The sequence below is a fragment of the Paenibacillus sp. FSL R5-0810 genome (genome assembly GCF_038002285.1).
Lineage (GTDB): Bacteria > Bacillota > Bacilli > Paenibacillales > Paenibacillaceae > Paenibacillus_AQ > Paenibacillus_AQ lactis.
Map to the genome: position 1 here is coordinate 695,356 of NZ_JBBOCF010000001.1, position 25,066 is coordinate 720,421.

Below are 25,066 nucleotides of genomic sequence, written 5' to 3' on the forward strand. Positions count from 1 at the left end.
GTGCCTGTAGACACTTTAGTGTGGTTCTCGGTGGTTCGGGAGCAGATTCAATTCAGCGGCTCGCGCGATTGCTTCCGTTCGTCTTTGCACCTGGAGTTTTTCAAAAATCCTGCGATTATGCCCTTTGACCGTGTCCAAGGCCAAAAAGAGTTTCTCGCCGATTTCCTTGTTTGAAAGCCCCTTTGCAATGAGCCCAAGCACTTCGAGCTCCCGCTGACTGAGCGGCTCAATGAGGCTGCTCGTCACTGCATTTTTGCGCATTCGTGCTAGTCCACGCTGCGCTTCACGAAGAGCCGGAAGTGGCAAATCTCCGCCCAATCGCAGAGCCTCTTCGTAATATTCCGCCGCTGTGCGGGTTCGATGTTCAGCTTCCTCGATTTGCCCTAGTCCCGTGATGGCGATTACTGCCATCAGCTGATGCCCCATCATTCGGCTGTTCGATATGACTTCGTTATAGGCGTCACGAGCGTCGGAATAAACTCCGCGCCGCTGGCTGGCGACGCCCAGCATCCAAGCGGCTGCCGTCCGCACGGGAAGATTATCCGGTCGCAGATAAGAGAGTGCACGGCGTGCCTGAACAATTACTTGGTCGATTGCATGGTCGATTTCTTGATGTTCACTTACCCCGGCATCCCTTGCGGGTGCAATCAGCTCGACAAGATCATTCGTCTTATCGTCTGGCCGTGTAATTTGCATCGCCGTTTCGGCTTTCCTTAATTTGTTGACCTCATCGGAAGGGCTGCCGGCCAACACCAATGATGCCAATGTCGCTCGAGTGGCGGCAATCACTCCGATCAGATCCCTGACACGGACGTCTTCTTCGGCACCTGCCAAAGCCGCCTCTGCTGCAGCCAGCTTGTGCTCAACGCCTGTCAGCTTGCCCGTGATCAGCAACGCTGAACCATACATCACCCACAATGCAGGTCTGGCGTTCAATTCGGCAGCAGGCAATGACGCCAGCCAGTTCAAGGAAATGCTCGCAGCCCCGCGAAGATGCAGCGGCATTCCATTGCCTTCGAGCAGCAATGCGGCGCGATCCATGTCGTTGGATTCCACGGCGTGGCGGAATGCTTCGATTTCGTAGCCATTGTGTTCGTACCAGGCACTCGCTCGTCTATGCAATTCCGCAATATGGCTCTCCTCAAGACTTTCCTGCAGCCTTTTGCGGAGTAAATCGGCAAACAAATGATGATAGCGATACCATCGTCGTTCATGATCCAACGGCACGACGAACAGATTCTTGCGCTCAAGCTCCAATAATGTTTTATTACTGGAAACCGACTCATCGAACATGACATCGTCACATAAAGACCCGCAGAGCCGCTCGAGGATGGATGTGCGCAGCAAAAAGGCTTGAACGGCCATCGGCTGCCGATCCAGGACTTCTTCTACCAGATAATCGAGGACGAAATGATGGCGGCCGTTAAAAGACGGAATGAGCTGAACGGCGTCACGATCTCCCTGGATGGAGAGCGCTGCCAGATGCAGACCGGCTATCCAGCCTTCGGTACGCGATTCCAATGAGGCTATTTGATCCCCGGATAATTCAAGGCTCATGCCATTGTTCAAAAAATCCTCGGATTCGGAGAACGTAAATCTTAAATCGGCTGCACGCAGCTCGTTCAATTGGTCCCGAACCCGAAATCGAGCCAGCGGGATGTTTGGGTCTTCGCGGGTGGTTATGACAAGATGCATTTGTGAGGGAAAATGGTTCAGCATGAAGAGCAAAGCAGCATCGACCGTTTCCGATTTCACTGCGTGATAATCGTCTAGAACAAGGATGAACGGAGATGAAATCGCAGAGATTTCATGAAGGAGAGCGGTCAGGATCCACTCGGTCGGCGGCGGTTGGGGAGTTTGAAGCACAGCAAGTATGCCTTCCCCTATATTCTCCTTAAGTGTCTGTAATGAAGTAATCCAACAGGTCAAAAAGCGTGTAAGTTCGCTGTCCCCTTCTTCGAGCGATATCCATGCGGCCGCCCGCCCGCAGCTGTTGAGCCATTCGCTGACTAACGTCGTTTTGCCATAGCCCGCGGGTGCGGAGATCAAGGTTAACTTGCGGTAACACCCCTTGCTGAGCCTCTCGGTCAATCGCCGCCGGAAAACCGCATGCGGCCGAGGCGTGGGGATATAAAATTTGGTTATATTAGGTGTACTCATAGCTTCATACTACTCCAAACGATTTTTACCATCAATGGGGTAAATCGTTTCGTGCAGAATCCTCAAGAAATAAGACAAGTGATCGGGAAACTGCGGGAGAATATTCGGACAACTCGGTCTCAGGTAGCTGAGGCGGTTGACAGGGAAAGTTTGAGGCTAGATGTTTTCACTTCCCAATCTAGAATTCATACTCGATGACACTATCATACAAAAGATAGTTGGGACGACCATAAAGGAAATATTGATTTATACCATAATTCACTTCAAAGTGGGGGTCAGAGTAAAATTGGAAAAACGACGATTTTTATTAACGTTTGGTCGTAATTTAGACCATAGTAATATCGATTACTTGGTAAAGAGCCGATTATCAAAATATAAGGGCGGGATCCAGAAGGATTATTTTAACCCCGTTCTTCATAAAGGGGCAGAAGTGATTCTAAACTACCAGATAATTGATACGAACTTTGATCGCATTTCATCAAAGTATTATTTGGATGATTTTCATATTACGGAAGCCCAGAAGGACGGCTTTTTACTATCATTGAAAAAGCTAAAAGGGACTCATGTATGGTGTGACCCTCGAATTCAAGGCCATGCATTTTGCGTAGTGGATGGGATCGAGTTTAATTTTTATGTTTATCGATCACTAGATGGACAAGATTACCGCTTTCCTCAATATTATTCTGCTGACAGTAATGCTGATCCTATCGTGCATAGTCAGCTGCATAAAATGCCTGAGGACGAGCAATATTTGCAATTTCCTTCCGATTTAAGTAGAGAAGTCAAAGATGAAATTACGATTAAATGGATACAGAAACTGATTAAAATGTAAATAAAAAAGTTGAAAGAGTTAAGACCCTGCACTTTAACATTCGCAGGGTCTTACTATGTTCTTCAACTAACTAGGGGATTGAGAATTCTCTCATAAGTACGACTAATCTTCGCTAATGGTATTGATATTGCTTCACTTTCCACATGTAGTTCAACTCACACCTTGATATTCGGAATATTTTTGGCAGCCCTTTGCGAGGGCGACGGCCTGTTCAGAGGAGGGGGCCCTCCTTGCGAAGATCTGCCGGAGCGAGATTAATCGTGATTAACTCAAGGGATACTCCGACCCATCAGTTTTTGATCGCAGTCCGATCTTGTTCCAACGATTCACAATGGAGGAGTCTGGAAGTCCGATAATGCTATAATAGAATACATTGTCAGTAGGATCTCCTTGACTCGACAAGGATCAATTGGCACAAAGAGAGTGAACAATGCCCCACAAAGGAATTTATCCTTAAGAGGGGCATTTTTTCTTTTACTTACTCTTTTTATACTTGGTATGATAAGCGATCACATATTGTTCTTCGGACTCTTCTACAGCAATCATATCCATATGGTTCTTATCTTTAATTTTGTATAGTTTAGTTCCTGCTTCATAGGAGTTGGAGCTTATTATATGATCATCATCATGATCGCTTACATCTGTAGAGGATACTTCTATCTCGCCTATTTGATCCGCTAATTCATCCTTAGGAATTTTGTCATTGCTTGCAATGTATACCTCTTTTTTTATTTTGATCATGTTATTCGACGGGAAACTTCCCGCGGAAGAAGAGCATCCAACCAGAACTAAAAAGAATAGGATTAACATGATTGACCGTTTGTTCTTCATAATTCCTCCAAATATAAACTAGCTCCAAAGTGCATTGGGCCATGAGAGTTCTATATGTATATGAAGTTAAAGTATCGCCAACATACATGCTTTTGAACCTATACGATTTATAGAGACTCCTTCGGAACTTACCCGTTTGAGGCCATACTCTATTGAAATTTCTGATTGTTAGAACAATTCATCAGAATCAACCACCATCCAGGTCATTGGGCAGGGCTTTAATTGGTTGTCATACACCCTCAGCCCGGCTCCTCCGTAACGATGTACTGCCGATCCAGCTGGCGGTATTGAATGGCTTCGGCAACATGGCGGCTCTGGATGTCGGCGGAAGCCTCCAGATCCGCAATCGTCCGTGCCAGCTTCAATATCCGGTCATATGCCCGCATGCTGAACCCCAGGGAATCGAGCGTTACTTGGAGAAGCTCCGCTGAAGCTTTATCGAGTGCAGCGTGGGTTCTTAAATAGCTGCCGAACAATTCGCTGTTCCAGCGGATCGGAAGGCGGCGGTATCGCTCCAGCTGAATGGTCTGGGCGGCATAAACCTGGTCGCGCATCGCCTTCGAGGACAGCGGCGGCGTGCTTCCCGGCCATTCTTTGGGCCTTGGCACGTCAACCTGCAGATCGATCCGGTCCATTAAGGGGCCGGATATCCGCGCGCGGTATTGGGCGATCCTCGCCACGCTGCAGGTGCATTGCTGTGCCGGATGGTCGCTGCCGTAATAGCCGCACGGACACGGATTCATCGAGCAAGCGAGCATAAAATGCGCGGGAAAGGTAAATACGGCCCGCGCCCGGCTGATCGTCACCTCCCGATCCTCGAGCGGCTGGCGGAGAACCTCCAGCACATGCCGGGAGAACTCGGGCAGCTCATCGAGGAACAGAATGCCTTTGTGGGCAAGACTGACCTCGCCGGGCTTTGGGATCGTTCCGCCTCCGATAAGCCCGGCGGCGGATATCGTATGATGGGGAGAGCGAAACGGTCGCTTCGTCATGAGGCCCTCAGTCTTCTTCAGCTTACCGGCAGCGCTGAAAATTTTCGTAGTCGTCAGGGCTTCCTCCTCCGCTAGCGGAGGAAGGATGGTTGGCAGACGCTTCATGAGCATCGTCTTTCCGGTGCCGGGCGGCCCGATCAGCATAATATTATGCATGCCTGCCGCCGCGATGGTGAGCGCCCGCTTGATATGCTGGTGGCCGAGCACATCCTTGTAATCCTCCAGCGGCTCCTCCCGGCTCCGGTCAGCCGCCTCGTTCGAGTGTTCTAAACGCCCGGTATACCGGAGCCGCGAGAGCGAAACGGCTGCGCTCGGGAGCTTCGAGGCGCGGGAAGGGTTTGACCGCATTGGCCCATCATCCCCGGCGAGCTCCTTCAAATGCGGCAAGCCGTACACCTCGATGCCGCCGATTAAGGAGGCTTCTTGCACGTTCTCCATCGGTAAGAGAACGCCGCGGAAGCCGTCCCGCTTCGCCTGCTCTACCATCGGCAGCACGCCGGTTACGGGTCTAAGCGCTCCGTCTAGCGCCAGCTCGCCGATGATTAAGAGCGAGGCGGCATCCTTGAACTCCAGCTGTTCACTAGTGATTAATATGCCGAGGGCAACAGCCAGGTCAAAGGAGGAGCCTTCTTTACGAAGATCAGCCGGAGCGAGATTAATCGTGATCCGCTTCAAAGGATATTCGAACCCGCAGTTTTTGATCGCGGCCCGGACTCGTTCCACCGATTCACGGATGGAGGAATCCGGAAGTCCGATAATGCTGGTTTGCGGAAGTCCGTTGGCCAGATCGACTTCCACCTGAATAACGACGCCGTCGATGCCGTGCAGGCAGGAGCTGTGCAGCTTTCCATACATAAATAAGAAGCACCTCACTTTCGCGTATTAGGTAAATGACAATGTGCGGTCATCATGCACACACGAAAAGGGTGCTTCCTCATTTTCGTCAATCGAGTATAGTCCGTATTGTAAAAGTTTACCTGGCACATGTCAATTCAGAAGCTCCTCGATGAAGGCGGATTGGTCTAAAGAATCCAGTCGTGAAGCGGGCTGCCGACGATGAGTTGACCGGATTTCAGATCATTGCCACTTTTTCAGAATCGCAGGTTCGGGCAACAAGAGGAAAGAATGTAAGTAGCCAGAATAGAGAAACAGCGGATAGAATCAAGCTCGTAAACGAACGCCCCAAGCTGCAAGCTGAAATGGTGGCGGGGGCGAGCGTGGCAGATCATATGAAATGAAGGAGAGGGTTACATGAAATTTTGGAACCGGAAATGGGGGAGGGTCGCACTCGCCGCGGTACTGACCGGTGCATTGCTGAGCGGCTGCGCGAAAGGTGAAGCAGGAAAGGAGGGAAATGCAGGATCGCTCGGGACGAAGGAGATTACGCTGGACATGATGACCTTCTCCCATACGAACTGGCCCTATAAAGAAAATTGGCCGATTTATCAATATTTGAAGGAAGCAACCGGTATTTCGTTTAAAGTTCAGCCTGTCATGAGCGATTATACAACGACGATGAATCTGGCGATTTCATCCGGCGAAATTCCCGATTTGATGATGGTCAACAGCCTGAACGCCGCGAATACCCATGGTGCCAGCGGAGCGTTCGTCGATTATTTCGAGCATTTGGACAAGATGCCGAATTACAAGAAGTTTCTCGAGGATCACCCGGAGGTCAAGGCAGCGATCCTGTCTCCGGAGGGAAAAAACTATTTTATGCCGCTGTATGGGCTCGAACAGCAGTCCAGGCGATCCTGGCTGTACCGGGATGATATTTTCAAAAAGCATAATTTGACCCCGCCTACTACCTATGACGAGCTCTATACGGTTGCCAAAAAACTGAAAGAGCTGTATCCGGACAGCTTCCCGATCGCCGTGTTCAACGGTTTAAGCCCACTGGTCAACATGGCGCCGGCGTTTAATACGAGCAGCAGCTATTATTACGATTACGAGAAGGAAGAATGGCGCTACGGACCGACGGAGGACAATTATCGGATCATGGTCGAGTACATGAACAAGTTTTATACCGAGGGCTTGATCGCACCGGATTTCATGGCGCATAAGCGCAAGCAGTTTAACGATCTGCTTCTTCAGAATAAAGCGTTTATCGCAAGCGATTATATCGGCATTATGGACGAGCTGCCGCTCATGCTGGGCGACAAGGCATCCGAGTTCAGCCTCGATTACATGTTGCCGCCTGTCGGAACGCCGGACGGTAAATCCCACAACGTGTTTGCAGGACTCCAGACCGACGGGTTCGCCGTAGCGGCCAATTCGAAGGAGCGGGATACGCTGCTGCAGTATTTGGATTTCCTGTACTCGCCGGAAGGAATCGAGCTGGCTACCTGGGGGAAAGAAGGGGAAACCTACACGACCCAGAACGGCGTCCGTAAGTTTAAAGACGACTACAAAGAATTCGGCGACTTGCGTACGAAGACGGGCATTGCCACCATCGGCGCCCATACGGTGCTGGATATGAGCGCATTTGAATCGATGTATTCACCCAAAATGCAGGCAGCTATGAAAATCGCGCCGGAGCATGAAACGAAACCGCAGCCGAGGCTGGCCTATACCAATGAAGAGAATGAAGTGCTTAGCATGGTGGGAGAAACCGTCAAGAAGTACCATGAAGAGCAAATAGCAAAATTTATTTTGGGACAGAAAAAGATGGACGAATGGGACGCCTACGTGGCCGAGGTGAACCGGCTGGGCGTGCAGCAAGTGCTGGATGTGCACAAGAGCGCTTACGAGCGGACGCAAAAATTCGTGAATGAAGGAAAATAGCAAAACGCAAGGTTGGGATTAACTTGGGCAGCTTCCACTAGGCCGGCGTTCCGGCTGTGGCGTTTGTGGCCGCGGCCGGTGCCGGCCAGGTCCGTGGCAGCCATGCGCTTCCCATCCCAGCTTAGCTTGATCAAGCGTTACGAAGGAGGATTTCATGTTGCAAGCATCCCGCCGCCCGGGCTTTCTGCGCAAAGTGAAACGGGATAAATATTTGCTGTTATTGCTGCTCCCATGCGTTCTGTATTACGTCATTTTTAAATACGTTCCCATCTTCGGCGTCTCGATCGCCTTCATGGATTACAATTTGTTCAAGGGCATCACCGAGAGCGATTGGGTCGGCTTCAAGTATTTCAATATGTTCTTTCATACCCCCGACTTTTGGCCCGTGCTGAGAAATACGTTTCTGCTCGGGTTCTATAAGCTGTTGTTCGGGTTTCCGGCTCCGATTATTTTGGCCCTGCTGATCAATGAGGTACGAAGATCCTTCATGAAGCGGTTCGTCCAGACCGTCAGCTATCTTCCCCATTTCATATCCAATGTGGTGGTGGCGGGTATCGCGGTCATGTTCCTGTCGCCTACCGGAGGGATGGTGAACCAGCTTCTGAGCGCCTTGGGTCTTGAACGCATTAATTTTCTGGTGGAGGCCTCCTGGTTCAGAACCATCTATGTAACGACGGACGTGTGGCAGCATATCGGCTGGGGGACCATTATTTATTTGGCGGCCTTGACGGCGATTGATCCGCAATTATACGAAGCCGCACGCATGGACGGGGCGAATCGCTGGAAGCAGACGCTGAACATAACGCTTCCCGGAATCGCACCGGCGATCGTCATCATTCTGATTCTGGATATCGGAAAAATTCTCGAGATCGGCTTTGAAAAAGTATATTTGCTTGCAACCCCGGCCACGTATGAAACCGCTGACATCATTTCCACCTATGTCTATCGCGTCGGTTTGACCCAAGGCAATTACAGTTACGCCACGGCAATTGATCTGTTTACCGGAATCATCAGCTTTATCTTCATCATTGCAGCCAACGGGTTCAGCCGCAGGGTCAGCGGCAGCAGCATCTGGTAGAGGGAGGAATGGAATGTGAAATGGAAGTGGAACTGGTTCGATGTCTTAAACGCATTGATTTTGCTCGGCGTAGTAACCGCATGTCTGTATCCGTTCATTTATATGCTGGCCGTCTCGCTCAGCGATTCGGCAGCGATTGCGTCAGGCACCGTATGGCTGTGGCCAAAAGGCTTTAATTTGGATATGTACCGGTATGTATTTGAAGATGGAAGGGTACTGAAGGGTTACAAAAATACCTTCATCTATGTCGTGCTGGGAACCGCGATTTCCCTGATGGTAACCGCGCTCGGCGCATACTCATTGTCCAAGACCAAAATGGTTATGGGCAAGCCGATTCTTATGATGATCGTGTTCACGATGTTTTTTAACGGCGGAATGATCCCGACGTTTCTTGTGGTCAAAGAGCTCGGCTTTGTCAATACGGTGTGGGGCATGGTTCTGCCAGGGGCCGTCGGCACCTGGAACCTGCTGATCATGAGAACCTTCTTCATGGGAATGCCGCAAGAGCTGGAGGAGTCGGGCAAAATCGACGGCTTATCCGAGGTCGGTATTTTCTTCCGGATCGTGCTGCCGCTTTCCAAGCCGGTGCTGGCGACGATCGGATTGTATTACGCCGTCGGCATGTGGAATAATTTTATGGGCCCGCTGCTTTATCTGCGGGATGCCGATATGCAGCCGCTTCAGGTCATCTTGAGAAACATCGTGCTATCCGGGCAATTCACGGGAACCGACGGCCCGGTGGTCGGCGATATCGTCGTCGTGGAGGATGGTCTGAAATTTGCCACCATCATGGTGTCCACCGTGCCGATCCTGCTGGTATACCCGTTCATCCAGAAATATTTCGTAAAAGGAGCGTTGATCGGCTCCGTTAAAGGTTAAACGGCCGGCACGGCCGCCTGCTAATTCCGGATCCAATGGGTTTTCCGGTAATCGCCGGGCGGCTGGCCGGTTAATTTTTTGAACATGCGGATAAAGGATGTGACATTACGATAGCCGATTTGCGCGCCAACTTCCTGGACCGGCATATTTGTCGTTACGAGAAGCTCCTTCGCTTTCCGGATGCGGATCGCATGTAGATGATCGCTGAAGTTGCTGCCGGTTTTTTCTTTAATATAGCCGGACAGATACGTCGGCGACATGTTGAGCTTATCCGCCAATAGCTCCAGTGATATTTCCTCGGAAATATGGTTTTCCATAAACTGGGCAATAAACTGAATGATATCGTAATTTTCTTCTCGCTTTCGTCGAATCGCTTCCGCTGCACGGGCAAGCTCGTTCAGCAGCGCCTGTTTGTAGTGTTCGGGAGTGACGCAATGCGCAAGCGGCCGATGATCGGATGGAAGCGGGCTTGATTCGATGTTCAGCAGCGCCATCGTTTTTCGGATACGACTGAGGACGGCAAGGGCGAAATGATGCAGCTGATCCGCCGTCGCGCCCCGGCGATGAAGCGAATCAAACGCCCGATCGATGAGCTGTTGGCAGCTGACTTCATTGCCTGCTTGCAGGATTACGTAAAATTCATGCTCCTGCTCAGCTGTAAAGCCGGTCACGTCCTCCCGCGGCGCCTTTTCCCATATAATCTGGGTTTCTTCGACCGGCATCGCTTGAAGCAGCAGCGACATCGCTTCCGTGTAGGCCTGATCGAAATGGGAAGTATGCTGGAACACGGACGACACGGCAATCGTAACCAGGTAAGTGCCTTGGTCTTGATCGAATATCCGCTTCAAACCGTTCAGGCAGGCGAGCAGACGCTCCGACCTTTCCTGCGTGTATACGATTGACAAGATCTCTTTGCTGTCCATTTGAAGCGTATGGGATAACGGAAAGGCCTCCTGCACTTGAAGGCTGATAATGTCTTTGATTTTGCCGGTGGCCTTGGTCAGCATTTCATCGAGCAGTTCCGAGGGAGTATGCCTGTACCTTAGCTGGAACACAACGATCATAAAGGCACCCTCGCTTACCGGCAGCTCAGCTGCGGCGGCTGCGTCAATGTTGATGTTTTTGAAGCGAGCCATATAATGATAGCTTGTCAGCAGAGGCTTGATATGGTCCATCCATGCCTTGATCTGCTTGCGTTCATGATGCAATCCCTGCAGATGGCTTGCGATCGCGTTGAATTCGGAAATGGTGCCCTCATAAAGGTGCTGTTCGGTTTTGCCAAGGCCCGTGATCATCCGCTTTAAAGGCCGGTTAATGTTGCGGGTAAAGAACCAGGATGCCAGCGTTCCGATCAGCAGCGTCGTGGCAAACAGCAGCGCCGCGATCCAATTCATGCGGCTGATGCTGCGGTTCAGCTCATTATGGGGAATGATGGATACATACGTAAGACCCGAGCGGTCCCCTTTTTCAAAAAAATAGTAATTCCCCTTGTCCTTAATCCATTCGAATGTTCCATTCCATGCAGGCAGCGGGGCATCCTTAGAGGATGGGGCGGATTGAAACAATGGCGTTCCGTCCTGATCAAGCAGCAGAAAGCGGGAGCCGGACATGCCTTTATAGGATTCATACCAGCTGTTCATATTGACCAATGCGATAATTTCCCATGGGCTTCCAGGGACATGGCTGACCAGCGGGAGCAGTTCCACCTCGCTGCTCTTGGGCTCAATGGTAAAGCCGCTGCTCGGAAGGGCCTGCAGGAAAGCGTCTGACCTGTCTGCATCCTTTATCCAAAACTCGTACGGATACTGCTCGCTGACGTAATAGTGCCTAAACATCCGGTCATCATCCACCATACCGTCGCTTTCCAGCAGAAATGAGTGGCTTCGATAGTAGATCATCACGTTCTGTAAATGATAAAACGGCTGCGTCACAATCGTGCGGATTTGATCCATCACCAAGTCCACCTGCAGGTAATCGATCGCCTGCTTGCCGCCTTTGTCGGCTTGCCGATTAATATTTCCCACGAATTCGTTGTGCTGAAGGCTGAGGAGCAGGCTTTTCCAAGTCGTATACTGTTTCTCGAAGCTGTCCACGGTATTCCGGATCAGCGTCAAATTGTATTTTACGATCTCGTTGTGGACATTCCGCGTATAAAACGTCATTGACCAGATGTTGTAGGAGGAAAGCAGGATGATGACGATCAGAAAATAAACGAGCATTTTAAAAAATAAGGAATGGACCGAAAAACGGGAGGTCAACCACTGCATGCCGCAATCTCCTTTATGTTTGAATCCGCTTACCTGTTATGTATCGTCATCCATTGTACAGGATCAACCATTCGGGATAAAGAGTTTTGAGCCCCAAAAGCTGCTGCAAGCTCAGAGCAAGTCCCGAAATGCAGCTAGAATAAAAAGTGGACACCCCTTAGTGATAAAACGATAATGAAACAAAGCAGACGAAAGGGTGTCAAAAATATGAGTGGTAACAGGCAGCATTATAACGAGACATTTAAGCGTGAAACCGTAAAGTACGTGCAAGAACAGTCGAAGACGCTGGAGCAGATCGCCGATGAGTTGAACATTAATCCAGGCACATTACGTAACTGGGTCAAAAAGTATCGAGCATTCGAGCACGAGCCTGTCAATCATGGGGAAACCTTACGTCAGCAAACCCAACTTATCGAAGACCAAAAACGCGAAATTGATGATTTGAGAGAAGAAATTGCGATTCTAAAAAAGGCCATGCACATCTTCAGCAAAGAAAAGAACTAAGGTTCCAGTTTATCGAAGATCATCGCTCCGAGTTTCGATTGGAGAAGATGTGCGTTCTCTTTCACGTGTCTCGGAGCGGTTATTACAAATGGCGTACCTCTGAAGCTTCTGAACGGGAAAAACGTAAGGCAACGCTGACTGAACGCGTGAAATGGCACTTCTATGACTCCGATGAAACCTACGGCAGTCCCCGAATACGAAACGAGCTGGTGAAGGAAGGATGGACGGTATCGGAACGTACGGTGGGCCTCATTCTACGCGAACATGGCCTTCGTTCATGCATGGCCCGTAAGTTCCGAGTGGTTACGACCGATTCCAAACATGATCTCCCGATTGCCCCTAACGTATTGGAACAAAATTTCAAAGCCACAAAGCCCAACGAAAAGTGGGTCGCTGACATCACGTACATCCCCTGCCGCCAAGGGAAACTCTATCTTGCGAGCATCCTGGATCTGTACACCAAACAAATCGTCGGTTGGAAGCTAAGCGATCGGATGACCACAGACCTTACCCTCGATGCCCTAAAGATGGCGTATGCTGCGAAGAAGCCACCGAAGGGATTGATTCACCATTCCGACCGCGGTTCGCAATATGCCGCTAAAGAGTACCGTGAACAGTTGAAGCAATTTAACATGAAGCCCAGCATGAGCCGCAAAGGAAACTGCTACGACAACGCCTGTATTGAAGCGTTTCACAGTATCCTGAAACGAGAATTCATTTACAGCAAACCTAAGTTTAAAACAAAAGAGGAAGCCGGGCAGAAGCTGTACCGGTACCTTGAATTTTTTTACAACCGAAAACGTTCTAACAGTACGATTGGGTATATGTCCCCGGTGCGTTTTGAGCAGTGCTATTACGAGTGTATAGCTTAGCTTAGAGGTGTCTACTTTCTTGACAGAAGAGCAAAAAGGGACTTGCTTGCGCCAAAAGTAGCTCCAAACCCGGAGCAAGTCCCAAAAAGGGACGTGTGCGCACCAAAAGCAGGTTCAAGCCCGGAGCAAGTCCCGAAAAGGGACTTGCTGGCGCGAAAAGCAGCTCGAAACCCGGAGCAAGTTCCAAAAAGGGACGTTTGCGCACCAAAAGCAGGTCCAAGCCCGGAGCAAGTCCCAAAAAGGGACTTGCTAGCGGCAAAAGCAGGTCCAAGCCCGGAGCAAGTCCCGAAAAGGGACTTGCAGGCGCCAAAAGCAACTCCAAGCCCGGAGCAAGTCCCGAAAAGGGACTTGCTGGCGCCAAAAGCAGCTCCAAGCCCGGAGCAAGTCCCGGAAAGGGACTTGCTGGCGCCAAAAGCAGCTCCGGGCCCGGAGCAAGTCCCAAAAAGGGACGTGTGCGCACCAAAAGCAGGTCCAAGCCCGGAGCAAGTCCCAAAAAGGGACGTGTGAGCGCCAAAAGCAGCTCCAAGCCCGGAGCAAGTCCCGAAAAGGGACTTGCTGGCGCCAAAAGCAACTCCAAGCCCGGAGCAAGTCCCAAAAAGGGACTTGCAGGCGCCAATGTAAAGTTACCCTCCAAAGTCTCCCAAAAAAGTCCAACTAAAACGCCCACCCCCCCACTTATTCAACTTCAGACCCCAAACTGAGAGTTAGAAGGAGGCATCCCCTTGTACTGCTTATACAGCTTCGTGAAATAATTCAAAGAATAGAGCAAATGGAAGGGATTTCGGAGGGAAATATGCTATAATCCATATTTAGATGATATTGGAAATCTTTATTGCATAGGAGTGTAGCTATGAACATCCTTTGGGAGAACATTATCATTACATTGGTTGTGCTATTGTTGATTCTCGCTGTTATCGGATTTGTGATCGGATTTGTTGCTGTCAAAGTATTCAAAGCATTTTTAAAAAAATAACGATTTGTTTAACCTTTAATTTCCAATTATTCTCCAGAAGGAATCATACCTATATCAAATAGAGTGGAGAATCTGTGAACATTTTTAAGGTAAGCGTTTTAAAAACATGTTACAATAGCTTGGGTTTACTATATAAAGGTTGACAGGGGCAGCGGCGTCATTGAAACGCTCCCATGCAGCCCGCCTTGTTCCAGTCATGTTGATAGGAGGATTCGAGAATGAATATCCATGAATATCAAGGAAAACAAGTACTGAAGCAATATGGAGTCGCTGTTCCGAACGGCAAGGTTGCGTTTACGGTGGATGAAGCAGTGGAAGCTGCCAAATCCCTGGGAAGTCCCGTAACCGTTGTTAAAGCGCAGATCCACGCAGGCGGCCGCGGTAAAGCCGGCGGCGTCAAGGTGGCAAAGAGCCTTGAAGAGGTTCGCGCCTATGCCGAAGAAATTCTGGGCAAAGTGCTGGTGACTCACCAGACCGGTCCGGAAGGCAAGGAAGTCAAGCGCCTCCTTATTGAAGAAGGCTGCGATATTCGCAAAGAGTATTACATCGGTGTTGTTGTAGACCGCGCTACAGGGCGCGTCGTCATGATGGCATCCGAAGAAGGCGGTACGGAAATCGAAGAAGTTGCAGCGGCAACGCCTGAGAAAATTTTCAAGGAAGTCATCGATCCGGCTGTCGGACTTCAAACGTTCCAAGCGCGGAAACTGGCGTATTCCATTAATATTCCGAACGAGCTGGTCGGCAAAGCCGTCCAATTTATGCTGGCCTTGTACAAGGCGTTCGTGGAGAAGGACTGCTCGATCGCCGAGATTAATCCACTGGTCGTTACGGGCGACGGCAACGTCATGGCCCTTGACGCCAAGCTGAACTTTGACTCCAACGCGCTCTTCCGTCACAAGGATATTGTCGAGCTTCGCGACCTGGACGAAGAAGACGAGAAAGAAATCGAAGCATCGAAATACGACTTGAGTTACATAGCTCTGGACGGCAACATCGGCTGTATGGTTAACGGTGCCGGTCTTGCGATGGCTACCATGGACATCATCAAATACTATGGCGGCGATCCTGCCAACTTCCTTGACGTTGGGGGCGGTGCAACGACCGAGAAGGTTACCGAAGCCTTCAAGATCATTTTGTCCGATCCTCAAGTTAAGGGAATCTTCGTCAACATTTTCGGCGGCATCATGCGCTGCGACGTGATCGCTACCGGTGTAGTTGAAGCGGCGAAGCAGCTGGGCTTGACCCGTCCGCTTGTTGTACGCTTGGAAGGAACGAATGTTGACCTCGGCAAGAAGATTTTGGCCGAGTCCGGTCTTAACATCGTACCAGCTGATTCCATGGCCGACGGAGCACAGAAGATCGTCTCCCTCGTTCAGTAATAATTCATTCCTGAAGAGGCATGGCACCTAAGGACGCTCGACCGTCCGGCCGTGCGGTTGCTTTCATTTTCAAATAACAATAGGGGATGTGAATCAATCGTGAGTATTTTGATCGATAAAAATACAAAAGTTATCACACAAGGGATTACAGGTAAAACGGCTCTGTTCCATGCGAAAGGCGCCCTCGATTACGGTACGCAAATGGTCGGCGGAACCTCGCCGGGCAAAGGCGGCACGGAAGTGGAAATTACGCTGGAGAACGGAACTACCGTGAAGCTTCCGGTGTTTAACACCGTTGAGGAAGCGAAGGCGAAGACCGGCGCAACCGCAAGCGTAATCTATGTTCCGCCTGCATTTGCTGCCGATTCGATCATGGAAGCCGTTGATGCCGAGATGGAGCTTGTCATCTGCATCACGGAAGGCATTCCGGTGCTGGACATGGTGAAGGTTGCACGTTATATGGAAGGCAAGAAGACCCGCCTGATCGGGCCGAACTGTCCGGGTGTCATTACGCCGGGCGAATGCAAGATCGGGATTATGCCGGGCTACATCCATACGCCGGGCCATGTCGGCGTCGTATCGCGAAGCGGAACGCTGACCTATGAGGCGGTTCATCAGCTGACTGCACGCGGCATCGGACAATCGTCTGCCGTGGGAATCGGCGGAGACCCTGTTAAAGGCACCGAGTTTATCGATGTCTTGAAGCTGTTCAATGAGGATCCGAACACGAAAGCCGTTATCATGATCGGTGAAATCGGCGGTACGGCCGAGGAAGAAGCTGCCGAGTGGATCAAAGCCAACATGACCAAACCGGTTGTCGGCTTCATTGGCGGGGCAACTGCGCCTCCAGGCAAACGCATGGGCCATGCCGGCGCGATCATTTCCGGTGGCAAGGGGACAGCGAAAGAGAAGATTGCTGTACTCGAGGCTTGCGGCATTAAAGTTGCTCCGACACCGGCCGAAATGGGATCGACGCTTGTCAGTGTGCTTGAGGAGAAGGGCTTGCTTGAGGCTTGCACTACTCATTAATCGTATGAACGCGAGGCAGCTTTTTGCCTAATTGCGCAACCCAATATATTAAAATTAGGTAAGCAACCTTTTATGTCCTGATTTCAGGAGATGAAAGGTTGCTTTTTCTGTTTATTTTGAAGGAGGCGACTGGAATGAAGCTGGAGAGCGCGCTGCTGGCAGCATTGCATGAAAGTGAAGGCATCGGATGGAAATCGATTCACCGGATTATGATGCACGGCCAGCTGCATGAAGGCATGATTTCTTATGGTGTGAATGACTGGAGAAGCTGTGGATTGTCTGTCGAGCAGGCGAATAAATTGTCGAAACGGTTTCCGTCGAGCGTCGAACAATTGCTGGAGCGGATGTCAAATGCTGCGGGCGATAGCGCAGGGCATTCCCGAGGGGATGTATGGAAGTTGACAAACCGTTCCAAAATACGTATTATTACAGCCCTCGATGATCAATATCCCGAGCGGTTGAATTCAATGTCCGAGCCTCCTTGGGTAATCTATTCGATCGGCCGTGCGGAGCTTTTGAACCAGCCCGGCGTTGCCATGGTCGGGACCCGGATGCCGACTGCTTATGGCCGCAAGATGGCCGGCCTATTGGCCGAGGAGCTGACGCGGTACGGGCTGGCTGTCGTAAGCGGAATGGCCAGGGGAATTGACAGCGCCGCGCACGAGGCGGCTTTAACAAGCGGAGGAGCAACGATTGCGGTTCTCGGTGCGGGGATTGATGTCATCTATCCTGCAGAGCACCGGTCCTTGTATGAACGGATCGCAGAATCGGGATTGATTGTTTCCGAGTACCCTCCAGGCACGAAAGCCCACCCGGGATTTTTTCCGAGGAGAAACCGAATCATTGCCGGTTTGTCCCTTGGAACCGTAGTCGTGGAGGCGGATGCCCGCAGCGGATCGCTGATCACAGCAGATTATGCGCTGGAGGCCGGAAGGGATGTTTTCTCGGTTCCGGGACAAGTCACTTCTCCCAAGAGCCGGGGAACGCTTGCCCTCATTAAACAGGGGGCCAAGATGGTGACGGACGTCCAAGATATTATCGAGGAATATGATTCCTGGTTGCCAAACAGGGCTCCCAATACATACAATAAGGAGCGGCAGGCCCCTCATTCGAGCCTCCCCGGCATGGATTCCGGGTTGACAAACGATGAACGGCACGTTTACCATATGCTCGAACAGGGACCCGGGTCGCTTGATGAGTTGTTGGAGGGGACCCAGTGGGATTTTGGACATTTGCATTCAGTTCTGTTATCTTTAATCATAAAAAAGCAGATAACCCAATTACCCGGTGCTATATATAAGATCATATAATGGGAAAGTTGAATGTTGGAGAGGAGGATGAACCTGTGGCGGATTCACTCGTCATCGTAGAGTCGCCTGCCAAGGCGAAGACGATTGGCAAATATCTCGGCAGCAAATATATCGTGAAGGCTTCGATGGGTCATGTGCGCGATTTGCCGAAAAGCCAGATCGGGGTTGAGGTGGAAAACGACTTCAATCCGAAATACATTACGATCCGCGGAAAAGGTTCTGTCTTAAAGGAACTTAAGGATGCTAGCAAAAAGGTAAAGAAAGTATACCTCGCAGCTGACCCCGATCGCGAAGGGGAAGCCATCGCATGGCATCTTGCCCATGCTTTGGAGCTGGATGAATCTCAAAGCCTGCGGGTCGTATTTAACGAAATCACGAAGACGGCGGTCAAGGATGCCTTCAAGACGCCGCGCAAAATTAATATGGATCTCGTTAACGCCCAGCAGGCTCGGCGGATACTTGACCGTCTGGTGGGTTACAAGATCAGCCCTCTTTTATGGAAGAAAGTTAAGAAGGGGCTGTCGGCAGGACGCGTTCAATCCGTTGCGGTCAAGATCATTCTGGATCGCGAGAACGAAATCAGCGCATTCGTGCCGGAAGAATATTGGACGATCACGGCGAAGCTGGCCGTGAAGGGCTCTTCGTTTGAAGCGAAGTTTACGCAGCTGAACGGGGAGAAGAAGGAGCTGTCCAGCCAGGAGGACGTGAACGAGGTGCTTGCGGCGATTAAGGATGCCTCTTTCACGGTCGGCGAAGTCAAGGAACGCGAGCGTCAGCGTCATCCGTCGCCGCCGTTCACGACAAGCTCATTGCAGCAGGAAGCGGCGCGCAAGCTCGGTTTTCGGGCCGCGAAGACGATGTCGGTCGCCCAGCAGCTGTATGAGGGCGTGGAACTCGGCAAGGAAGGCACTGTCGGTTTGATTACGTACATGCGTACCGACTCTACCCGGATATCCGGTACCGCGCAAGACGAGGCGAAGGAGTACATTACGGAGAAATACGGAGAACCGTTCGTACCCGAAAGCCCTAGGCAGTATTCAAAGAAAGCGGCAAATGCACAGGATGCGCACGAAGCCATCCGGCCTACGTCCGTCCTTCGGGATCCGGAATCGGTGAAGCCGTACATGAGCCGTGATCAGCTTCGCTTGTATAAACTGATCTGGGAACGCTTTGTCGCCAGCCAGATGGCCTCTGCTGTACTGGATACGCTTTCTGTGGATATATCGGCAGGTACTGCCGTTTTTCGGGCTACCGGATCCAAGGTTCGCTTTCCGGGCTTCATGAAGGTCTATGTTGAGGGTAATGACGACGGGACGACCGAAGAGGATAAATACCTTCCGGAGCTGCATACGGGCGACAAGCTGGATAAACAGGATATCGAGCCGAAGCAGCACTTTACCCAGCCGCCTCCGCGTTACACCGAAGCGCGGCTTGTAAGGACGCTGGAGGAGCTTGGAATCGGACGGCCGAGTACTTACGCGCCAACGCTAGAAACGATCCAGAAGCGCGGCTACGTTGCCATTGAGGATAAGAAGTTTGTCCCGACGGAGCTGGGGGAGCTTGTCATCGAGCAGATGGAGCAATTTTTCCCCGAAATTCTGAATGTGGAATTTACGGCAAACATGGAGGAAGACCTGGACCATGTCGAGGAAGGCTCCGAGGATTGGGTCAAGGTGCTGTCGGAATTCTATAAATCATTCGAGAAGCGGCTTGAGGTTGCTGAGGAAGAAATGAAGGAAATCGAGATTGAAGACGAGGTTTCCGACGAGATTTGCGAGAAATGCGGCAAGCCATTGGTCTATAAGCTTGGACGATTCGGGAAGTTTTTGGCATGCTCCGGTTTTCCGGACTGCCGGAATACGAAGCCGATCGTCAAAGACATCGGCGTAACTTGTCCGAAGTGCAAGGAAGGCCATGTCGTGGAACGACGGAGCAAGAAGGGGCGTATCTTCTTCGGATGCGACCGCTATCCGGAATGCGATTTCGTATCCTGGGATAAACCTTCGCCTAAACCGTGTCCGAATTGCAGCAGCTTAATGGTAGAGAAGAAGAGCAAGCAGGGGGTCAAGCTTCAATGCACTTCCTGCGACTATTCCGAAATGGTTGAGGAACAGGACGAAGCAGCAGAGATGTAGGCATACAGGGGGTAATGACGTTGACAGACACACAGAGAGTAACGGTGATCGGGGCAGGCCTTGCCGGCAGTGAAGCGGCTTGGCAGATCGCAAGCCGCGGGATTCCCGTTACCTTATACGAAATGCGGCCGGTCGTGAAGACGCCGGCCCATCATACAGACAAGTTCGCAGAGCTGGTCTGCAGCAACTCGCTCCGGGCAAATACGTTGACCAATGCGGTCGGCGTTTTGAAGGAAGAGATGCGCATGTTGAACTCGCTCGTGATCGGTTCGGCGGACCGCAACGCCGTGCCGGCGGGCGGGGCGCTTGCGGTGGATCGTGACGGCTTCTCCGGCGAAATCACGGAGACGCTTCATCAGCATCCGTTAATTGAGGTAGTAAATGAAGAAATTCAGCATATACCTGAAGAAGGGATCGTTGTCATTGCGACAGGACCTTTGACCTCTCCCGCATTGTCGGCTCAAATCCGCGAGCTGATGGGCGAAGACTACTTCTACTTCTATGATGCGGCTGCACCGATCGTAGAGAAGGACTCCATTGATATGAGCAAGGTGTATCTTGCTTCCCGCTATGACAAAGGCGAGGCCGCCTACCTGAATTGCCCGATGACGGAAGAGGAATTCGATGCTTTCTACGATGCGCTGGTCAACGCCGAAGTTGCCCAGCTCAAAGAGTTTGAGAAGGAAATTTATTTCGAGGGCTGCATGCCGATCGAAGTCATGATGAAGCGGGGCAAGCAAACGGCTTTGTTCGGCCCAATGAAACCGGTCGGACTGGTGAACCCGCATACCGGCAAGCTTCCTTACGCCGTCGTTCAGCTCCGTCAGGATAATGCAGCCGGCACGCTGTACAATCTGGTAGGCTTCCAGACCCATCTGAAGTGGGGAGAGCAGAAGCGTATTATTTCGATGATCCCGGGGCTGGAAAATGCCGAGATCGTACGGTATGGCGTTATGCACCGCAATACGTTCGTCAATTCGCCGAAGCTGCTTCAGCAAACCTATCAGGTGAAGACGCGTCCGAATCTGTATCTCGCCGGACAGATGACGGGGGTCGAGGGCTACGTTGAGTCCGCCGCCTCCGGATTGATTGCAGGCATCAATGCGGCAAGAGCAGCGCGTGGACAAGAAGGGATTGTATTCCCGCAGGAATCGACGATCGGCAGCATGGCCTATTATATTACGCACGCCGATCCGGATAATTTCCAGCCGATGAACGCGAATTTCGGACTGCTGCCGAAGCTTGAGACCCGGATCCGGAATAAGAAAGAGAAGAATGAAGCTTTGGCTAATCGCGCTCTTGATCATATTCGCGAATTCATTTATGACAACCAACTGAATACGCTGTAACTTTTAAAAATAGGGGAGGTCCGCCATCATGGAAATGACTTTTCACGCTACGACGATCTGTGCAGTACGGCATAATGGCAAAGCAGCCATTGCCGGCGACGGCCAAGTCACGTTCGGAGAAAGTGTAGTCATGAAGCAGACCGCCAAAAAAGTGCGCCGTCTTTACCGGGGACAAGTTGTCGCCGGTTTTGCCGGTTCTGTGGCGGATGCGATTACGTTGTTTGAGAAATTTGAGGGCAAGCTGGAGGAGCATCATGGAAACCTGCAGCGCGCGGCCGTGGAGCTGGCCAAGGACTGGCGCCAGGATCGGGTGCTGCGGAAGCTGGAAGCTTTAATGATTGTGGTGGATAAGACAGGGATGCTGCTGATCTCCGGCGGGGGCGAAATTATTGAGCCCGACGACGATGTATTGGCGATCGGCTCGGGAGGCAACTTTGCGCTCTCGGCAGGACGTGCGCTGAAACGGCATGCATCGCATATGGAGGCCAAGGATATCGCGCGAGAGGCGCTTCAGATTGCTTCAGAGGTTTGCGTATATACGAACAGCAATATTATTGTAGAAGAGCTGTAATCATGCTTTACGGCAGCGTATAGCCATATCAGGGCGGGAGGTATTCACGGTGAATAAAGAATCTATGACTCCAAGACAAATTGTTTCCGAGTTGGATAAATATATTGTCGGCCAGAAGGAAGCGAAGAAATCTGTTGCGGTTGCGCTTCGCAATCGTTATCGGCGCAGCTTGCTGTCCGATGAGGAGCGCGATGAGATCGTTCCGAAAAACATCCTGATGATCGGTCCTACGGGCGTCGGCAAAACGGAAATTGCCCGGAGGCTTGCAAAACTGGTGAACGCTCCTTTTGTGAAGGTGGAGGCTACGAAGTTTACCGAGGTCGGGTATGTGGGACGTGACGTGGAATCGATGGTTCGCGACCTTGTGGAAACAGCAATTCGCATGGTGAAGCTGGAGCGCACGGAGAAGGTCAAGGATAAAGCGGAAGAGATGGCGAACGAGCGGATCGTGCAGCTGCTGGCCCCATCAACCAAAAGCCAGAAGAGCCAGCGCAATCCGTTTGAGATGCTGTTCGGAGGCAACAATCCGTCTCAGGCCGTAGAGGATGATGCGGAGGATAAAGACGAAAGCCTGAAGGAGAAACGGAGACAGATCCGTTTCAATCTGCTGTCCGGAAAGCTTGAGGATGAGACGATCGAAATCGATGTCGAGGACACCGCTCCGAATATGTTTGATATGTTCGCGGGGCAGGGAAATGATCAGATGGGCATGAATATGCAGGAGATGTTCGGCAGCCTGATGCCGAAGCGGACGAAGCGGCGCAAGCTGTCCGTTAAGGAAGCGAGAAAGGTGCTTACGCAAGAGGAGGCGGCCAAGCTGATAGATATGGATGATGTCATCCAGGAGTCCATCCGGCGTGCCGAACAATCGGGCATTATTTTCATCGATGAGATCGACAAGGTTGCCAGCCAAGGCCGCCAATCGGGACCGGATGTATCCAGGGAAGGCGTTCAGCGCGACATCCTGCCGATCGTGGAAGGCTCTACCATCATGACGAAGTACGGGCCGGTGAAGACGGATTTCGTGCTGTTTATCGCCGCAGGCGCTTTCCATATTGCGAAGCCGTCAGATCTGATTCCGGAGCTGCAGGGCCGCTTCCCGATCCGCGTGGAGCTGAACAGCTTGACGTTGGATGATTTTGTGTCCATTTTGACCGAACCGAAAAATGCGCTGACCAAGCAATATATCAATTTACTGCGCACCGAAGAGCTCGAAGTGGAATTTTCCCCGGAGGCCATTCGGGAGATTGCCCAGATTGCTGCCTCAGTAAACCAAAACACTGAAAATATCGGCGCCCGCAGGCTCCATACCATACTGGAGAAGCTGCTGGAGGATCTGTCGTTTGAGGCGCCTGAGCTCACGCTGGAGCGCATGGTCATTACGCCCCAATATGTGAGAGAAAAGCTGGCCGGCATCGCCCAGGATCGGGATTTGAGCCAATATATTTTGTAATTCGGCAAAGAAGGCGCTCAGGTGTAAATGTTTGTCGATGCAAATGAAGTCCAAGATGTCGAAATATTTGCGTATGTTGGAAGCGATCAGGACCGAATTCGTAATTTTTTGTGAACAAGCGGACCTGCATCTGGACCTATACCTTGGGAAGAAAACTTTAAATTTTACAAAATCAGTATTGAGATTTGCAATATTTTAGAAAAAAACGAAACGAAAATGAATAAAAAGCCCTTATTCTTGGAAAAAGATAGGGCTTTTTTCTTATTGTAAAAAGTCCCAATCTTTAAGAAACTTAGTTTATGTGACATCATGCTGTCTTTTTCTACTTAAGACCTAGATTAGGGCGTACGGATTATGTTTTTTGTCGAAAAAAGAGGATTTAGCTAGGAAGAGTGGAATACTTTTCTGCAGGTCCAGTCAGGAGGAATGAGCTAGTGAATCTGTTGAACAATAGTTCCTTTCAGCGGCTTCAAGGCGGTTTGGACGCAGCGAATCTGAGAAACAGCGTCATTGCCAACAATATCGCCAACGCGGATACGCCTCATTTTAAGAGATCCGAAGTATCCTTCGAGAGTCTTTTGAAACAGGAGATGGAGGGAGCTCAACTTACGCTGCAAGGGAGAAGGACGGATCCAAGACATATACCGATCGGTCCAACCGGCAGCATTCCGAGCGCTTCGATTACGAATGACAGCAGCAGCTCTATGAACAACAACGAGAATAATGTCGATGCGGATCGGGAAATGGTGCTGCTCGCGGAGAACCAGCTCCGATACCATTCGTACATACAAGCGGTGAATGAGCAAATTCGCATGATGCGTACAGCGATTGAGGGGAGATAAGGTTCATGAATATTAGCAACGGCTTTTCGATCAATGCATCGGCCCTTACGGCCCAACGTCTTCGCATGGACGTCATTTCTTCGAACCTTGCCAATGCGGAAACGACAAGAGCCCGGATCGAGAATGGACAAGCGGTACCATACCGCCGCAAGACCGTAGTTCTTTCGCCGCAGAGCGAGTCGTTCGAAGGGATGCTTAGAGCCCAGATGAACGGGGAAACCGCGGGCCAAGGGGTAAGGGTGGCTGCCGTGAAGGAGGATTCATCTCCGCTTAAGCAGGTATACAACCCGACTCATCCGGACGCGAATGCCGAGGGATATGTCTATATGCCTAATGTCGACGTCACAAAAGAGATGGTGGATATGATCGCGGCTACCCGGTCCTATGAAGCCAATGTGACTGCCATTAATGCATCGAAAGCCATGATCATGAAGGCGCTGGAGATCGGCAGATAGTGTAGGGTAGGCGTTTAGATACAGAAAATTAGGAGGGGAAATCGATGATTCAAAACACAATGTTCCAAGCCTCGGGCGTTTCGCCCCTTCAAATGCGAGAGCAAGCCACGGTGGCAGAGAAGACTCCTGCCGAATCCATCCGCAGCTTCGGTTCGTATTTGAGTGATGCGTTGAACTCTGTTTCCGCACAGGAACAACAGGCTCATGTCATGAGCGACAAAATGATGATTGGACAAGTCAACGTGGATCAGGCGATGATATCCGCCCAGCAGGCACTGTTGAGCATACAGCTCACAACACAGGTCCGAAACAAAGTGGTAGAAGCCTATCAAGAGATCATGCGCACGCAAATCTAAATGTTTCTAGCAAAG

20 protein-coding genes are annotated in these 25,066 nt (G+C 51.0%); 16 read left to right on the top strand and 4 right to left on the bottom strand.

Features of this window, described 5'->3' with window-relative positions; genetic code table 11:
* Positions 1 to 15: 15 nt before the first annotated feature.
* Positions 16 to 2,160 (bottom strand): LuxR C-terminal-related transcriptional regulator, encoded by a 2,145-nt coding sequence (locus tag MKX76_RS03250; protein ID WP_341032977.1) that lies wholly within the window; start codon positions 2,158 to 2,160, stop codon positions 16 to 18.
* Positions 2,161 to 2,446: 286 nt separating this feature from the next.
* Between MKX76_RS03250 and MKX76_RS03255 the strand changes: the two genes are divergently transcribed.
* Positions 2,447 to 2,992: a hypothetical protein gene (locus MKX76_RS03255; protein WP_341032978.1), complete on the top strand. Its 546-nt coding sequence runs from the start codon at positions 2,447 to 2,449 to the stop codon at positions 2,990 to 2,992.
* Between the two features lie 474 nt (positions 2,993 to 3,466).
* Here MKX76_RS03255 and MKX76_RS03260 read toward each other — a convergent pair whose 3' ends face one another.
* A complete protein-coding gene (locus MKX76_RS03260; protein ID WP_341032980.1) occupies positions 3,467 to 3,823 on the bottom strand; it encodes a hypothetical protein in 357 nt (118 codons plus the stop codon).
* Positions 3,824 to 4,062: 239 nt separating this feature from the next.
* Entirely contained in the window at positions 4,063 to 5,670 is a 1,608-nt protein-coding gene (locus MKX76_RS03265; protein ID WP_341032981.1) for a YifB family Mg chelatase-like AAA ATPase, read from the bottom strand.
* Between the two features lie 396 nt (positions 5,671 to 6,066).
* Between MKX76_RS03265 and MKX76_RS03270 the strand changes: the two genes are divergently transcribed.
* The 3 genes from MKX76_RS03270 to MKX76_RS03280 all read left to right on the top strand — a co-directional run bounded on the left by MKX76_RS03270 (position 6,067) and on the right by MKX76_RS03280 (position 9,556).
* Positions 6,067 to 7,599, top strand: a complete 1,533-nt coding sequence (locus tag MKX76_RS03270; RefSeq protein ID WP_341032982.1) for an ABC transporter substrate-binding protein — start codon at positions 6,067 to 6,069, stop codon at positions 7,597 to 7,599.
* Between the two features lie 154 nt (positions 7,600 to 7,753).
* Positions 7,754 to 8,677 carry an ABC transporter permease gene (locus MKX76_RS03275; RefSeq protein WP_341032983.1) on the top strand — a complete coding sequence of 308 codons (924 nt, stop codon included), beginning with the start codon at positions 7,754 to 7,756 and terminating at the stop codon, positions 8,675 to 8,677.
* 15 nt (positions 8,678 to 8,692) lie between these two features.
* A complete protein-coding gene (locus tag MKX76_RS03280; protein ID WP_251537516.1) occupies positions 8,693 to 9,556 on the top strand; it encodes a carbohydrate ABC transporter permease in 864 nt (287 codons plus the stop codon).
* 20 nt (positions 9,557 to 9,576) lie between these two features.
* Here the strand turns inward: MKX76_RS03280 and MKX76_RS03285 are convergent, their stop codons facing one another.
* Positions 9,577 to 11,823 (bottom strand): helix-turn-helix domain-containing protein, encoded by a 2,247-nt coding sequence (locus MKX76_RS03285; RefSeq protein ID WP_341032984.1) that lies wholly within the window; start codon positions 11,821 to 11,823, stop codon positions 9,577 to 9,579.
* Positions 11,824 to 12,030: 207 nt separating this feature from the next.
* On the opposite strand from MKX76_RS03285, the gene MKX76_RS03290 reads away from it, so the two are divergent.
* From MKX76_RS03290 to fliE, 12 genes are all read left to right on the top strand, one after another.
* Positions 12,031 to 12,327, top strand: a complete 297-nt coding sequence (locus MKX76_RS03290; RefSeq protein WP_007129247.1) for a transposase — start codon at positions 12,031 to 12,033, stop codon at positions 12,325 to 12,327.
* An 11-nt stretch (positions 12,328 to 12,338) separates the two neighbouring features.
* Positions 12,339 to 13,199 (top strand): IS3 family transposase, encoded by an 861-nt coding sequence (locus MKX76_RS03295; protein ID WP_251537007.1) that lies wholly within the window; start codon positions 12,339 to 12,341, stop codon positions 13,197 to 13,199.
* A gap of 1,191 nt (positions 13,200 to 14,390) precedes the next feature.
* Positions 14,391 to 15,551 carry an ADP-forming succinate--CoA ligase subunit beta gene (sucC, locus tag MKX76_RS03300; RefSeq protein WP_028405690.1) on the top strand — a complete coding sequence of 387 codons (1,161 nt, stop codon included), beginning with the start codon at positions 14,391 to 14,393 and terminating at the stop codon, positions 15,549 to 15,551.
* 99 nt (positions 15,552 to 15,650) lie between these two features.
* Positions 15,651 to 16,580: a succinate--CoA ligase subunit alpha gene (sucD, locus tag MKX76_RS03305; protein ID WP_007128767.1), complete on the top strand. Its 930-nt coding sequence runs from the start codon at positions 15,651 to 15,653 to the stop codon at positions 16,578 to 16,580.
* A gap of 134 nt (positions 16,581 to 16,714) precedes the next feature.
* A complete protein-coding gene (gene dprA / locus MKX76_RS03310; RefSeq protein ID WP_007128766.1) occupies positions 16,715 to 17,890 on the top strand; it encodes a DNA-processing protein DprA in 1,176 nt (391 codons plus the stop codon).
* A gap of 35 nt (positions 17,891 to 17,925) precedes the next feature.
* Complete coding sequence (gene topA / locus MKX76_RS03315) at positions 17,926 to 20,025, top strand: type I DNA topoisomerase (RefSeq protein WP_341032986.1); 2,100 nt, start codon at positions 17,926 to 17,928, stop codon at positions 20,023 to 20,025.
* Positions 20,026 to 20,039: 14 nt separating this feature from the next.
* Positions 20,040 to 21,374 carry an FADH(2)-oxidizing methylenetetrahydrofolate--tRNA-(uracil(54)-C(5))-methyltransferase TrmFO gene (gene trmFO, locus MKX76_RS03320; RefSeq protein WP_379401403.1) on the top strand — a complete coding sequence of 445 codons (1,335 nt, stop codon included), beginning with the start codon at positions 20,040 to 20,042 and terminating at the stop codon, positions 21,372 to 21,374.
* Between the two features lie 28 nt (positions 21,375 to 21,402).
* Positions 21,403 to 21,945, top strand: coding sequence for an ATP-dependent protease subunit HslV (gene hslV / locus MKX76_RS03325; RefSeq protein ID WP_007128763.1), 543 nt, complete (start codon positions 21,403 to 21,405; stop codon positions 21,943 to 21,945).
* Positions 21,946 to 21,994: 49 nt separating this feature from the next.
* A complete protein-coding gene (hslU, locus tag MKX76_RS03330) occupies positions 21,995 to 23,398 on the top strand; it encodes an ATP-dependent protease ATPase subunit HslU (RefSeq protein ID WP_007128762.1) in 1,404 nt (467 codons plus the stop codon).
* A gap of 434 nt (positions 23,399 to 23,832) precedes the next feature.
* The gene (gene flgB / locus MKX76_RS03335; protein ID WP_144878808.1) at positions 23,833 to 24,240 is read left to right on the top strand and encodes a flagellar basal body rod protein FlgB; all 408 of its coding nucleotides are present in this window, start codon (positions 23,833 to 23,835) and stop codon (positions 24,238 to 24,240) included.
* Between the two features lie 5 nt (positions 24,241 to 24,245).
* Entirely contained in the window at positions 24,246 to 24,695 is a 450-nt protein-coding gene (flgC, locus tag MKX76_RS03340) for a flagellar basal body rod protein FlgC (protein WP_007128760.1), read from the top strand.
* A 44-nt stretch (positions 24,696 to 24,739) separates the two neighbouring features.
* Positions 24,740 to 25,051, top strand: a complete 312-nt coding sequence (fliE, locus tag MKX76_RS03345; protein WP_007128759.1) for a flagellar hook-basal body complex protein FliE — start codon at positions 24,740 to 24,742, stop codon at positions 25,049 to 25,051.
* Positions 25,052 to 25,066 lie beyond the last annotated feature (15 nt).

What these genes read in the sequence shown, in the direction of transcription:
- hslV (WP_007128763.1), top strand. Translation starts at nt 21,403, where the DNA reads ATGGAAATGACTTTTCACGCTACGACGATCTGTGCAGTACGGCATAAT.
- MKX76_RS03290 (WP_007129247.1), top strand. Translation starts at nt 12,031, where the DNA reads ATGAGTGGTAACAGGCAGCATTATAACGAGACATTTAAGCGTGAAACC.
- MKX76_RS03260 (WP_341032980.1), bottom strand. Translation starts at nt 3,823, where the DNA reads ATGAAGAACAAACGGTCAATCATGTTAATCCTATTCTTTTTAGTTCTG.
- MKX76_RS03250 (WP_341032977.1), bottom strand. Translation starts at nt 2,160, where the DNA reads ATGAGTACACCTAATATAACCAAATTTTATATCCCCACGCCTCGGCCG.
- MKX76_RS03270 (WP_341032982.1), top strand. Translation starts at nt 6,067, where the DNA reads ATGAAATTTTGGAACCGGAAATGGGGGAGGGTCGCACTCGCCGCGGTA.
- MKX76_RS03285 (WP_341032984.1), bottom strand. Translation starts at nt 11,823, where the DNA reads ATGCAGTGGTTGACCTCCCGTTTTTCGGTCCATTCCTTATTTTTTAAA.
- flgC (WP_007128760.1), top strand. Translation starts at nt 24,246, where the DNA reads ATGAATATTAGCAACGGCTTTTCGATCAATGCATCGGCCCTTACGGCC.
- dprA (WP_007128766.1), top strand. Translation starts at nt 16,715, where the DNA reads ATGAAGCTGGAGAGCGCGCTGCTGGCAGCATTGCATGAAAGTGAAGGC.
- sucC (WP_028405690.1), top strand. Translation starts at nt 14,391, where the DNA reads ATGAATATCCATGAATATCAAGGAAAACAAGTACTGAAGCAATATGGA.
- MKX76_RS03275 (WP_341032983.1), top strand. Translation starts at nt 7,754, where the DNA reads ATGTTGCAAGCATCCCGCCGCCCGGGCTTTCTGCGCAAAGTGAAACGG.
- MKX76_RS03265 (WP_341032981.1), bottom strand. Translation starts at nt 5,670, where the DNA reads ATGTATGGAAAGCTGCACAGCTCCTGCCTGCACGGCATCGACGGCGTC.
- fliE (WP_007128759.1), top strand. Translation starts at nt 24,740, where the DNA reads ATGATTCAAAACACAATGTTCCAAGCCTCGGGCGTTTCGCCCCTTCAA.
- trmFO (WP_379401403.1), top strand. Translation starts at nt 20,040, where the DNA reads ATGACGTTGACAGACACACAGAGAGTAACGGTGATCGGGGCAGGCCTT.